This window comes from Shewanella sp. SM74, from assembly GCF_025653725.1.
GTDB classification, from domain to species: Bacteria; Pseudomonadota; Gammaproteobacteria; order Enterobacterales; family Shewanellaceae; genus Shewanella; species Shewanella oncorhynchi.
The window spans coordinates 183,715-196,313 of sequence record NZ_JAKKRZ010000002.1; the positions used below are offsets into that span (position 1 = coordinate 183,715).

Below are 12,599 nucleotides of genomic sequence, written 5' to 3' on the forward strand. Positions count from 1 at the left end.
GTGCTCAAGACACTTGCCATCCTGTTAACCATAAAACCAATAGCAAACAGCAATCGCGGCGCTGATCCCCGCAAAGTCCGCGGTTAAACCGCAAGCTAAGGCGTGGCGTCCATGACGAATACCCACAGAACCAAAATACACAGCAAGAACATAGAAAGTGGTTTCAGTGCTACCCTGAAAAATCGCCGCTAATCGACCCGCAAAGGAATCTACTCCGTGGTGATCCATTGTCTCAAGCATCATGGCTCTAGCGCCTGATCCACTAAAAGGTTTCATTAGCGCGGTCGGCATTGCATCGACAAAACGCGTATCAAAACCCAATATCCGCACACCAGTGGCAATCAAGTGCAACAGATAATCCAAGGCGCCGGATGCGCGCAGTAAACCAATCGCTAATAACATGGCGAGCAAATAAGGGATCAACTGGATAGATTGAGCAAAACCCGCCTTCGCCCCTTCAATAAACTCATCATAAACCGCCACCTTACGGATGCCCGCAACAATCACGAAGGTAAATACCAATAACAGCAAAATACCATTGCCCATTGCCGTCGACACTGTGCCAATGGCCTCAGCACTTAAGGTCATCAGATAAAAACCACTCGCCACTAACCCTGAGAGCATCAAGGCGCCATAACCGAGCACCACTGAGTTTAATAATGAAATCCGCTGCACTAACGCCACAACCAGCAAGCCCGCCAATGTCGATGCCGAAGTAGCCAGTAAAATCGGCAAGAAAATATCCGCAGGCGCAGCGGCACCTTGCTGGGCACGATAAAGGAATACCGTCACAGGCACTAAGGTCACAGAGGAAGTATTGAGTACTAAAAATAAGATTTGCGCATTAGTCGCCACGGTTTTTAGCGGATTTAAACTCTGTAAATCATGCATCGCCTTTAAACCAAGTGGTGTGGCAGCATTATCTAACCCAAAGATATTCGCTGTTAAATTCATCGTGATACTGCCAAAGGCCGGATGCCCCTTGGGCACTTCAGGCATCAAACGGCGCAGTAATGGCTCAAACACAAAGGCAATAGCGCCGACAACGCCAGCCTTTTCTCCAACCTGCATCAATCCCATCCACAGAGAAAGCACGCCAATCAGCCCAAGGGAAATTTCAGCAGCAAGCTTAGCACTCGCAAATAATGCGGCGACCGAAGCCGATAGGACTTCTATGTGCCCATTGAACAGTTGCACCGCTATTGCAAGCAATGCTGTGATAAAAAAAGCCAACCACACGCGATTCAGCACGCTAATCCCCTTATTTTTATTTGTTTTTATTCTATTAGCTCATGGCTACTGAGTGCTAGCTTTATGGCGACTCATTCCAATATCGCTGAAATCGTCAAAGTATAAACATTAAATCACAATAGCAGCCTTGGCTGCTCGGGAGAAAATCTCAGACCCAATAAGGGATTATGATATACTCGCGCCAGTTGATACACAGTCTATTTTCCTATGGTTCAATGAAATCAATGGTCCAATTAAATCAAAATTTTATCGATACAATCACCCAAGAACTCCCCGCCCATTTATCCATGGACGAGTTTATTGCCGCCTGCGACAGGCCGCTTAGACGTTCAATTCGGGTCAATACCTTAAAAATCAGCAGCGACGACTTTAAGACCTTGATGCAACCTAAGGGCTGGACGTTCGATCCTATTCCTTGGTGTGAAGACGGATTTTGGATCAGTTACGATGAAGAAGAACAACTCGGCAATGCCTTAGAGCATATTCAGGGCTTATTCTACATTCAAGAAGCCAGCTCTATGTTGCCGCCGACCGCACTTTTTACACCGAATGCACATTGGCAGTGCGTTCTCGATCTTGCCTCCGCACCCGGTTCAAAAACCACGCAAATGGCCGCATTAATGCAAAACCAAGGCTTATTAGTGGCAAATGAATATTCGGCAAGCCGCGTAAAAGTATTGCACGCCAATGTGCTGCGCATGGGCGCGAGCCACTGCGCCCTCACCCATTTCGATGGCCGTGTATTTGGCGAATACCTGTACGAAAGTTTTGATGCCGTGCTTATCGATGCGCCCTGTGGCGGTGAAGGCACAGTGCGTAAAGACGCCGATGCGCTAAAACACTGGAGCCTAGACGATGTGCTGGCGATTAGCGAAACCCAAAAAGCCTTAATCGAATCGGCGTTTCTCGCCCTGAAACCCGGCGGCAGTTTGGTCTACTCAACCTGCACCTTAAACCGCCTCGAAAACCAAGGCGTGTGCGAGTATTTAAAGCAAGTCTACGGCGATGCGGTGCAATTTGAATCCTTAAGCGATTTATTTGATGGCGCAGATCGAGCTACAACGCCCGAAGGCTTCTTACATGTCTGGCCACAGATTTACGACAGTGAAGGTTTCTTTGTCGCTAAATTGACAAAAACCGCCTCAGTGCCGCGTTTACAGCCTGAGCCTAAACTGCAGAAAAACTTCCCCTTCACGCCCGCATCAGCGAAACAAGCCCAAGGGATCAAAGACTATTTTCAGCAGGATTTAGGCATCAGCTTACCGGACGAACTCATCATGGTTCGCGATGATGAATTCTGGCTATTCCCGCATGAATTCAACGCTTTTATCGGCCGTATGCGCTTTCAGCGTATTGGCATTAAACTCGCCGATAACAGTAAACACGGCTTTAAAGTCCGCCATGAAGCGATTATTGCATTAGCAGGAAAACAGCTCAGCCCAACCGCAAAAACGGTCGATGTGAGCGATGTTGAAGCGAAAGAGTATTTGATGGGGCGAGATATTGCCCTAAACACCGCAGTGAAAGCTCAAGGTGAAGTGATCGTCTGTTATGGCGGTGCACCATTAGGGATGGCGAAACATTTAGGCAATAAGTTAAAAAACAACCTACCCAGAGACTTAGTGAAAGATAAAGTGTTACTGCTACCAGAACAGACGAAATCGTTATAATTTCGCTGTTTTTTAGCGATAAATAACCTAAAAAAGGGGGAAAGTGAGCGCGACTATAAGACAAAAGCTCGACTACACTGAGTCTATTGTAAAGCGCACTGCATGGCGCTTTCACCTGTAGCGCACGGCTCTTCAATGAGCCATTCCCCTAGGCCCAAACAGCTTTAATCGTTTTGGGCCTTTTTTTATGCCTGTACGCTAACAATCACGCAATCGCATAAAGTGATTCAAAGCACTTGCTGCTAACGGCCAACTAAACGCGCTGCATCTTTGAATAAATTAAAGAAGTTATTGCTGGTGTATTCAGCAAGATCTTCGTAACGCTCACCTCTAAGCTCTGCCACAAACTCAGCCACATCGCGCACATAGGCAGGCTGATTCTCTTGTCCACGGTGTGGGATCGGCGCCAAATAAGGCGAATCAGTTTCAACTAGCAGACGATCCTGAGGCACTTTGCGAATAACGGTTCGCAGATCACCCGCATTTTTAAAAGTGACTATGCCTGAAACCGAAATATAAAAGCCGAGATCAATCGCCGCTTTCGCCATCTCCCAGTTCTCGGTAAAGCAATGCAGCACGCCGCCAACGTTATCCGCGTTGCCCTGCTTAAGCATATTGATCGTATCTTCACGTGCATCACGGGTATGGACAATTAAAGGTTTATTCACTTCGACCGCAAGGGCAATCTGCTGCTCAAAACATTGCTGTTGCAACAGCTTAGTGTCGTCTGCATAAAAATAATCTAACCCCGTTTCACCAATCGCGACCACTTTAGGATCGGTGGCAAAGCGGCGGATTTGCTCAACATCGAGGCCTTCTTTAACGTCTAATGGATGCACGCCCGATGATAAAAATACCTGATCGAAGGCTGCAACTTTATCTCGCATCGATTCAAATCCCTGCTGGCGCACGTTGACGCATAGCATATAGTCCACACCACGGGCTTTCGCGCTGGCCAGAATATGTTCTAGAGTTTGTTGATCAGGCGCCGCTTTAAGGCGATCGAGATGGCAGTGTGAATCAATAAGCACAGGGATTTCCAAGCTGAATAACAAAAGGACGACAAGGATACCCAGCCAAGGGATCGAGGTCAAATTCAACAGAAGTAAATAGTCAGTTTAGGCAGTGATCAGACGTTTAAACCAGAGCAATAATGCAGGCTAACCTACATAGTACAGGTTAAATCGCCAGAGGCGAGTTCGCGGGACAGTAACTTTTCGATATGGTGTTTATGGCTATCTGGCTCAGAAATAATTTTAATGCCAATCCCCACAGGGCGGCCCCCCGACGCTCCTAAGGGATTAATCCACACCACAACACCACGAAATTCATTAGTGAGGGTTGCGCCGGGTAAACGATACGCAATCGTCAGCGGTTGGCCAAGATAATGACTTTCACTGGTCGCAATAAATAATCCTGCCGGCTTAATAAAAGGCATATAGGCACGATATAACTGATGTAAGGTATCAAAATTAACGACGAGATCTACCATGGCATATTACTTATTTGTTATCTCTCTATATTCTAAGACATAACTTTGACACAGGGCCAGATAATTGACGCTCGGCATTGTGCTTAAGCTATGACACATTCCCATGATCTTAGCCGCCAAATTCCCGAGCTGCGCATGAACAAACGCATCTTGATGGCTATTTTTCAGTAAAACCTGTCGTATAAGTAGGTACAAAACCTTAAGAACATCAATTATTTGTTGTTCACTTATTATTAACAAACTAGCACACAGATGACCAGACGACAAACTTTGTGCCCAATCTTTGCGAAATTGTAGCAAGGATTGATACCGACTCTGTTGGCTCCCCTCAGACTGCAAGCTCTCAGCCAACTTTAATGGCCCACCCACCACACTCAAACACCAAGTTACATCCTCTTGAATACCGCATCGCTGGGCAAGCCAGTTTTTGATGACCTCTCGACTCGGAACGACAAAAGGAATGCGTTGACAACGACTGCTAACCGTCGCCATCAAACGTGCAGGCGTATCCGACTGCAAAATCAGTAAGGTGTCTTTACCAGGCTCCTCAAGGGTTTTAAGGAGTGCGTTCGCGGCTGCGGAGTTAAGACGCTCGCTGTGGTGGATAATCGCTACACGCCTGCCACTTTGCTGTGCGGTGGCTGTCAGACGCGTACACAGCTCACGAATTTGATCGACTTTAATTTGATTGCCATCGGCGGCGATATGATAAAAATCAGGATGATTGCCCGCATCATAGAGCTGACAAGACTTACAAAAACCGCACGCTCCCACAGGCGTTGGCTGCAAACACATAGCCGCGCGCGCCATAAACACACTCAGCAACTCACCACCATAGGCTGAATCAATGCCCACGAGTTGTGCGTGAGGTATTTTTTGACGCGCTAATTGCGCTAAAAATGCCTGTCTTGGCCCTTCGAGCCAAGGTAATTGCTCAGCCGTAAATCCGGACTCGGCTACCATACCATCGCCTGAAGCACGGCTAAGATATCTTTGTGCACTTCAGCCATAGTTTGGCTCGCGTCTATAACCACGATACTGTCATCTTCGCTGGCAAGTTTGAGATATGTAGCGCGTGCTCGCTCAAAGAAATCAATCGCTTGTTGCTCAATTCTATCAAGCTCACCACGTTTAGCTGCACGGGTAAGCCCAAGCTTAGGGTCTAAATCTAAGTACAAAGTAAGATCGGGTTTAAATCCCTTTAGTGTTGCAGTGCTCACCGCTTCCACTAACGGCATTAAACCTCTGCCACCACCTTGATAAGCTAATGACGATAGATTATGTCTATCACCCAATACCCATTGCCCTTGCGCAAGCGCGGGCTTTATGACATTAGCAACCAACTGAGCTCTGGCAGCATAAATGAGTAAACACTCGGCCTCATCACACAGGGGATCGTTCGCATCGGCAATCTTAACTAAATCACGGATACGTTCAGCCAATGGTGTACCGCCCGGTTCGCGGGTGCAAATCGGTGCTTTACCCGTATGTTTTTCAATAAAGTCGCGAATAAGGTTAATCGCACTCGACTTACCTGCGCCTTCTAAACCTTCAATAACGATAAATTTTGCAAAAACTGACATTGGATTTTCTTTCTCTGCATTTTTACTTTGGGGATTTTTCTGGCGTCGCTGGTTTTATCTTACGCTGATAGACGTCTACGGCGTGATTGTGTTCTTCAAGCGTGGTTGAAAACACATGGGTGCCATCGTTGCGCGATACAAAATAAAGGTAACTCACACTGGCGGGCTTAGACACGGCCATCAATGAGGCTTTACTCGGTGCAGCTATCGGCGTCGGCGGCAATCCAAAGATGCGATAAGTATTAAAAGGCGTCTCTTCGACTAAATCTTTGCGGGTGATATTACCCTTATAGCGATCACCCATGCCGTAAATAACGGTCGGATCGGTTTGCAGACGCATACCTAGGTTAAGACGATTAACAAATACACCGGCGATTTGCTCACGCTCATGGGCTTGGCCGGTTTCCTTTTCAACTATCGATGCCAAAATCAGCATTTCATAGGGCGATTTTAACGGCAAATTTGGCGCCCGTTCTGCCCACGCTTTGGCAAGCTCCTGCTCCATCATTTTATAGCTTTGAGTCAGCATGACTTTAGCATCCGCCTCGGCGGTATAATGATAAGTGTCGGGGAAGAATTTTCCTTCAGGCAAACCAGAATCATCGCCTTGTGCCATCAATACCGCTGCAAAAGCTTCTGGTGACATTTGTAAATGCGGAGCACTGGTAAGCTGTTGTTCCCATTCCACAATAGTTTTACCTTCAACTAAGGTCAAACTGAAGGTTTTTACTTTCCCAGCGATCAAATCATTGAGTAAATCAGTAATCGTTTGTGAAGGTGATATTTCATAAAGTCCCGTGCGAATTTTGGCAAGCTCAGGACGAAACTTAAGTAGCCACTTGAGTTTCCACGTATCTTGAATAACGCCGTCATCGGCAAGTTGCTGCGCCAGTTGATTTACACTGGTGCCGCGTTCAACCTTCAACTCTTTAGGCTCGCTGAGACTCAGCGGCGTTTGACTGTATTCGACAACCGTTTGATAGCCCCAAAAGGCACCCAAACAGACTAAGGTTAGCAAGGTCAACAGGGTTGAACTGGCGATAATAATGATTTTTTTCATAGAGTGAGTGAAAGTGTCTGTCTAAGTTGCGCGGTAATCGGAGCACGGGTGAACTTGAGCGAGTCTATCGCCAGTACATCCACAATCCCTAAAACGCTGTTAGTGATAAACGCTGAGTCAAATTCGATTAAACGCTCGGCGCCAACGGGCAAACATTCGATATTCATGTTCTGTTCAAGCAAGGCCAACATTATCTGTTCGCGCATCACACCCGCCACGCCACACAGGGCTAATGAAGGCGTGATAATGCGATTATCTTTGATAAAAAACACATTCGCCATCGAAGATTCAATCACATTCTCCTCGATATCTTTGACTAACCAGTCATCAAATCCCTGCGGTAAAGAGTGTGATTTAATCAAAACTTGTTCGAGTCGATTTAAATGCTTCATCCCTGCCAACAGAGGCTGCAAACCCAATCGTACCGACGAAGTTTTAAGGCTAATACCCTGTTGCTGCCACTGAGCATAATGGCCGGGGATAGTATGAACTGAGACGATTTCGGTAGGATTAACCGTTTCTGGCGGTGTATAGCCACGGCCACCAGCACCACGGGAAACGATTAACTTAATGCAATGATGAGGATATTCAATGGCTAAGGTATTCAGTTGCTGTTGCAATGCTTCACTCATTTGCCATTGAAATCCAAGCCTTGCGGCGCCTGCGGTTAAACGGGCTTGATGGGCTTCAAAAAACATAATCCCCTCAGCGTCCGTTCGCATCGTTGCAAACAGACCATCACCGTAGGCAAGCCCTCGATCAGAAGGGTCGACACTTGCCTGCGATGCGCCATTCACCCAGAACACGCGTATTAGTCCTGACTGATACGGCTAGCCACCGCTTCTTGCTGATCTTTGTACTTGGCACTCTTACGAGTGTTATAAGGACGTGCAACCGCATGATTTAAGCGTTCAAAGTTAAGCGCACCTATAGTCATGCGTGGACGCAAAGCTAAAGGCAACTTGCCGCTGTTATAAAACTCGAGCACAATTTTACCTTGCCAACCCGGATCGATACGGTGCGCCGTTACGTGTACCATCAGGCCTAAACGCGCTAGAGACGAACGGCCATCAAGCCAACCGACGATATCAGCAGGTAAAGTTACGCTCTCGTAAGTCACAGCCAAAGCCAATTCGCCAGGATGCAAGAAAAATGCTTCGCCATCGGGGATTTCGATAATCTCACTCATCACCCGATCGAGCGCCGCTTGCATCTCAGCACTTGGACCACTCAAGTCGATAAAAGGCGCGGTATGATCTTTAAAGACGCGAAACTGTCCACCTAAGCGCACATCAACACTGACGCCTGAAATAGCTTCTATGCCTGGGCGAGGTTCTATTACGATAGTGCCGTTATCAAGGGCCTGTTCAATTTCGATATCGGTTAAGCGCATCTTGCCTATTACTCCTTGAGTTTTTATGTCGTTATTTTGCCAGTAAATGTTGGATACGAGTCTTTAAAATATCGGTTGCAATACGATTTTTGCCGCCACGGGGAACGATAATATCGGCGTATTGTTTCGAGGGTTCGATAAACTGTAAGAACATAGGACGCACGGTTTTCTTGTACTGTGAAATCACAGACTCCATAGTACGGCCCCGCTCGGCCACATCACGAGTTAAGCGACGTAGGAAACAAATGTCCAGCGGCGTGTCCATAAACACACTCGCGTCCATCAGGGCACGTAACTTAGGATCGGTCAGCAATAAGATACCTTCTAAAATGATCACCTTTTTCGGTGTCATCTTTAAAGTTTCTGCAGTGCGTGTATGTTCTGTATAGCTATAACAAGGGATATCAACAGCTTCGCCAGACTTGAGCAACTGTAAATGCGTGCACAACAATTGATGGTCCAGCGCTTTTGGATGATCGTAATTCGTTAATACCCGTTCATCCATGGATAAATGACTCTGATCGCGATAGTACGCGTCTTCATTAATTACCCCAATTTGATCTGTGCCTAAATCGCGGCGCAATTCGTCAAAAATCGTTTTGGCAATTAAACTTTTGCCCGATGCTGACGCGCCAGCAATTGCAATAATGACACACTGCTGAGAATTCATACCCTTAAACCTTACTCGTCATCTGAAACACTAATAGAAACTGTTTTCTGGCTTTGCTTTAAAGCCAATTCTGCGCCCACTTTACGGGCAATTTCCCGATAAAGAGCTGCGACTTCACTGTCAGGATCGGCAACGACGGTCGGCGCACCATTATCCATGGCTTCACGGATATTGATGTGCAGCGGCAAAGCGCCTAACAGTGGAACTTGATAGCGTTCAGCAATTTTACTGCCGCCGTGTGTTCCAAATGGATGTTCTTTATGACCACACTCAGGACATAAATGGAAACTCATGTTCTCGACAATACCCAGCACAGGAATGTTCACTTTCTGGAACATATTGATGCCCTTCTTGGCATCGGCCAGTGCGATATCCTGCGGTGTAGTCACGATAACGGCTCCGCTCACAGGGACTTTTTGCGATAACGTGAGCTGAATATCCCCTGTGCCTGGTGGCATATCAACGACTAAATAATCCAGTTCTGGCCATTGGGTTTCATTCAGTAACTGGGCTAACGCGCCCGCGGCCATTGGGCCACGCCACACGGCAGCTTCATCACCACTGAGCATAAAACCAATCGACTGCGCGGCAATACCATGGGCACTGGCGGCTGTCATATGTTTGCCATCGGGGGAAAGCGGTCTGAAATTAGGAATACCTAACATCATAGGCACTGACGGGCCGTAAATATCCGCATCGAGAATACCCACCTGCGCACCTTCAGCCGCTAATGCCAAAGCTAAGTTCACCGCTGTGGTTGACTTACCCACACCGCCCTTACCTGAGGCTACGGCAATCACTTGCTTCACATTGGCAATCGGCGCAATAGAAGATAACGCTGAGTAAGCTTTAGGTTGAAAATCGATTTCACACTCGACTTCATCAATAGCATCGAGCACCGCTAACTTATTCGTCAGCGCCATAACAGTGTCGCGATACTGAGTCATACAAGGGTATGGATAGACTAAGCCAAGCTGCAAACGCTTACCTTCCAATGCCAGCTTATTTACGCATCCTGCGCTCACTAACCCTTTCGCGAGATACGGGTCAACAAATGAATCGAGAATAGCCAGAACTGGCCCGAGAAGATCGTCATTCAGACGATAATCAGTTTGAGTTGAAGACAAAAGAATTACCCCCACCAATAAATTTGCCCAAGTGTACCAGATAATGCAGAAAACATTAGCGCAGATTTAGCTCAATTGGCTCAGGTTTTGATGAAAATCATCCTGTAATCGGTTAGTATCTCTACCAATATTTTTGGCCCACCACGATATTTGAGACAAGATGGCAACTTCACAACGTAAAATTCTCGTGACCAGCGCACTTCCCTATGCAAACGGACCGATACATTTAGGTCACATGCTGGAATACATACAGACAGATATCTGGTCGCGTTATCAAAAGCTTCGTGGACATGAGTGCCACTATATTTGTGCCGATGACGCCCATGGCACGCCAATCATGCTTAAAGCACAGCAATTAGGCATAGCGCCAGAAGACATGATTGCCCAAGTGAACAAAGAACATCAGCAGGATTTTGCCGATTTCAATATCGCCTTCGATAACTATCACAGCACCCACAGCGATGAAAACCGCGTACTGGCGAGTGATATTTATCTCAAGCTACGTGCGAATGGCTATATCAAGAGCAAGAGTATTTCTCAGCTGTTCGATCCTGAGAAATCCATGTTCTTGCCAGACCGCTTCGTAAAAGGCACTTGTCCTAAGTGTAAGTCACCGGATCAATACGGCGATAACTGTGATGCCTGCGGCGCGACTTACAGCCCAACTGAGCTCATCAATCCAAAATCAGCGGTATCGGGTGCGATACCAGTGATGAAAGACACTGAGCACTTTTTCTTCGACCTGCCCGCCTTCGAAGGCATGCTAAAAGAGTGGACTCGCTCTGGTGCCCTGCAAGTCGAGATGGCCAATAAACTCGACGAATGGTTCGATCAAGGTCTGCAGCAATGGGATATCACCCGTGATGCGCCGTATTTTGGTTTCGAAATTCCTGATGCGCCAGCTAAGTATTTCTACGTTTGGCTAGATGCGCCTATCGGTTATATGGGTTCGTTCAAAAACCTCTGTGACAAACGCCCTGAGCTGAGCTTTGAGGAATTCTGGGGCAAAGATTCAACCGCCGAGGTTTATCACTTCATCGGTAAAGACATAGTCTACTTCCACAGTCTGTTTTGGCCTGCCATGTTACACGGCTCTGGTTACCGCCAGCCAAACAGCGTCTATGCCCACGGCTATGTGACGGTCAACGGCGCTAAGATGTCAAAATCCAAAGGCACTTTCATCAAAGCGCGAACTTATTTAGATCATTTAGATCCTGAATATTTACGTTACTACTACGCCGCCAAACTCAGCAGCCGTATCGACGATTTAGATTTAAATCTCGAAGATTTCGCCCAGCGCGTGAATTCAGACTTAGTCGGTAAGCTAGTGAACTTAGCCTCGCGCACCGCAGGTTTTATCACTAAACGTTTCGATGGCAAGCTCGCGAAAATTAACGACACCACCCTGACTGAAGCGTTTCTAGCCAAGCAAGAGGTGATCGCCGAATTTTACGAGTCGCGCGAATACGGCAAAGCGATGCGCGAAATCATGGCACTGGCGGATATTGCTAACGGTTTTGTAGCCGATGCTGCGCCTTGGCAAATGGTGAAACATGACGATCAACAGGAAGCGGCTCATCAAGTGTGTTCAAATGCCTTGAATCTGTTCCGTATTCTCGTGACGTATCTAAAACCTGTATTGCCACGTTTAGCCCAAGATGTGGAAGCCTTTTTCCAACTACCGCTCACTTGGAATGCATTGAACCAAGATTTAGCGGGTCATGAAATCGCTCCATTCAAAACCATGATGCAACGTGTTGAGCTGGATAAAGTCAATGCTATGGTTGCCGATTCCAAGGATAACCTGCAAGTCACGGCCGATGCGCCAAAGACGGCTGCGCCTGAAAAGACGGTTGAATCATCTAATGTTAGCAGTGAGCCTCTGGTTAACGATCCTATCAGTGAGACCATCAACTTTGATGATTTTGCTAAAATCGACCTGCGTATCGCTCGTATCGTGAAAGCCGAGCATGTTGCTGACGCTGACAAGTTACTGAAGTTGCAGCTCGACATCGGCGGCGAAACACGCCAAGTGTTTGCAGGGATCAAATCGGCCTATTCGCCAGAAGATCTCGAAGGCAAACTAACTGTGATGGTCGCCAACTTAGCACCACGTAAGATGCGTTTTGGCATGTCAGAAGGCATGGTTTTGGCCGCTGGCCCTGGTGGCAGCGACCTGTGGATTTTAGAACCCCATGAAGGCGCACAGCCTGGCATGCGGGTTAAGTAATCTGCGCTAGATAACGCTCGAAAAACCAATAAGGCCGCATTTTATGTGGCCTTATTTGTTGATATCGATTGTTTGAGCCGATTCGTGGTCGCAAGTGTCACTCAGTCTTTTAAAAGACTGAGT

At 47.2% G+C, this 12,599-nt stretch carries 12 protein-coding genes; 2 read left to right on the forward strand and 10 right to left on the reverse strand.

Annotated elements, in window-relative coordinates; translation table 11 throughout:
- Positions 1 to 24 precede the first annotated feature (24 nt).
- Positions 25 to 1,251, reverse strand: a complete 1,227-nt coding sequence (locus L5M49_RS02895) for a nucleoside recognition domain-containing protein (protein ID WP_131523339.1) — start codon at positions 1,249 to 1,251, stop codon at positions 25 to 27.
- 224 nt (positions 1,252 to 1,475) lie between these two features.
- On the opposite strand from L5M49_RS02895, the gene rsmF reads away from it, so the two are divergent.
- Positions 1,476 to 2,921, forward strand: a complete 1,446-nt coding sequence (gene rsmF, locus L5M49_RS02900; RefSeq protein ID WP_263148415.1) for a 16S rRNA (cytosine(1407)-C(5))-methyltransferase RsmF — start codon at positions 1,476 to 1,478, stop codon at positions 2,919 to 2,921.
- Between the two features lie 242 nt (positions 2,922 to 3,163).
- On the opposite strand, the gene L5M49_RS02905 is transcribed toward rsmF, so the two are convergent.
- The 9 genes from L5M49_RS02905 to apbC form a co-directional block, all read right to left on the reverse strand.
- Complete coding sequence (locus L5M49_RS02905) at positions 3,164 to 3,952, reverse strand: TatD family hydrolase (RefSeq protein ID WP_263181514.1); 789 nt, start codon at positions 3,950 to 3,952, stop codon at positions 3,164 to 3,166.
- 134 nt (positions 3,953 to 4,086) lie between these two features.
- Positions 4,087 to 4,413, reverse strand: a complete 327-nt coding sequence (locus L5M49_RS02910) for a PilZ domain-containing protein (RefSeq protein ID WP_028759752.1) — start codon at positions 4,411 to 4,413, stop codon at positions 4,087 to 4,089.
- Between the two features lie 6 nt (positions 4,414 to 4,419).
- Positions 4,420 to 5,376: a DNA polymerase III subunit delta' gene (gene holB / locus L5M49_RS02915; RefSeq protein WP_173244537.1), complete on the reverse strand. Its 957-nt coding sequence runs from the start codon at positions 5,374 to 5,376 to the stop codon at positions 4,420 to 4,422.
- Positions 5,370 to 5,996 carry a dTMP kinase gene (tmk, locus tag L5M49_RS02920; protein ID WP_028759750.1) on the reverse strand — a complete coding sequence of 209 codons (627 nt, stop codon included), beginning with the start codon at positions 5,994 to 5,996 and terminating at the stop codon, positions 5,370 to 5,372. Before tmk ends, holB begins: the two co-directional genes overlap by 7 nt.
- A 22-nt stretch (positions 5,997 to 6,018) precedes the next feature.
- Positions 6,019 to 7,056 carry an endolytic transglycosylase MltG gene (gene mltG, locus L5M49_RS02925; protein ID WP_173244534.1) on the reverse strand — a complete coding sequence of 346 codons (1,038 nt, stop codon included), beginning with the start codon at positions 7,054 to 7,056 and terminating at the stop codon, positions 6,019 to 6,021.
- Positions 7,053 to 7,862 (reverse strand): aminodeoxychorismate lyase, encoded by an 810-nt coding sequence (pabC, locus tag L5M49_RS02930; RefSeq protein ID WP_263199606.1) that lies wholly within the window; start codon positions 7,860 to 7,862, stop codon positions 7,053 to 7,055. Before pabC ends, mltG begins: the two co-directional genes overlap by 4 nt.
- Before the next feature lie 5 nt (positions 7,863 to 7,867).
- Positions 7,868 to 8,449 carry a dCTP deaminase gene (dcd, locus tag L5M49_RS02935; protein WP_028759747.1) on the reverse strand — a complete coding sequence of 194 codons (582 nt, stop codon included), beginning with the start codon at positions 8,447 to 8,449 and terminating at the stop codon, positions 7,868 to 7,870.
- Between the two features lie 31 nt (positions 8,450 to 8,480).
- Entirely contained in the window at positions 8,481 to 9,119 is a 639-nt protein-coding gene (udk, locus tag L5M49_RS02940; protein ID WP_028759746.1) for a uridine kinase, read from the reverse strand.
- Positions 9,120 to 9,130: 11 nt separating this feature from the next.
- Positions 9,131 to 10,246, reverse strand: coding sequence for an iron-sulfur cluster carrier protein ApbC (apbC, locus tag L5M49_RS02945; RefSeq protein WP_006086266.1), 1,116 nt, complete (start codon positions 10,244 to 10,246; stop codon positions 9,131 to 9,133).
- 160 nt (positions 10,247 to 10,406) lie between these two features.
- Here apbC and metG point away from each other — a divergent pair, with 160 nt between their 5' ends.
- A complete protein-coding gene (gene metG / locus L5M49_RS02950) occupies positions 10,407 to 12,476 on the forward strand; it encodes a methionine--tRNA ligase (RefSeq protein ID WP_198572312.1) in 2,070 nt (689 codons plus the stop codon).
- Positions 12,477 to 12,599 lie beyond the last annotated feature (123 nt).

Bases quoted from the DNA above. Each gene is read 5' to 3' on its own strand.
- rsmF (WP_263148415.1), top strand. From the start codon at position 1,476: ATGGTCCAATTAAATCAAAATTTTATCGATACAATCACCCAAGAACTC.
- L5M49_RS02910 (WP_028759752.1), bottom strand. From the start codon at position 4,413: ATGGTAGATCTCGTCGTTAATTTTGATACCTTACATCAGTTATATCGT.
- holB (WP_173244537.1), bottom strand. From the start codon at position 5,376: ATGGTAGCCGAGTCCGGATTTACGGCTGAGCAATTACCTTGGCTCGAA.
- tmk (WP_028759750.1), bottom strand. From the start codon at position 5,996: ATGTCAGTTTTTGCAAAATTTATCGTTATTGAAGGTTTAGAAGGCGCA.
- mltG (WP_173244534.1), bottom strand. From the start codon at position 7,056: ATGAAAAAAATCATTATTATCGCCAGTTCAACCCTGTTGACCTTGCTA.
- dcd (WP_028759747.1), bottom strand. From the start codon at position 8,449: ATGCGCTTAACCGATATCGAAATTGAACAGGCCCTTGATAACGGCACT.
- udk (WP_028759746.1), bottom strand. From the start codon at position 9,119: ATGAATTCTCAGCAGTGTGTCATTATTGCAATTGCTGGCGCGTCAGCA.
- metG (WP_198572312.1), top strand. From the start codon at position 10,407: ATGGCAACTTCACAACGTAAAATTCTCGTGACCAGCGCACTTCCCTAT.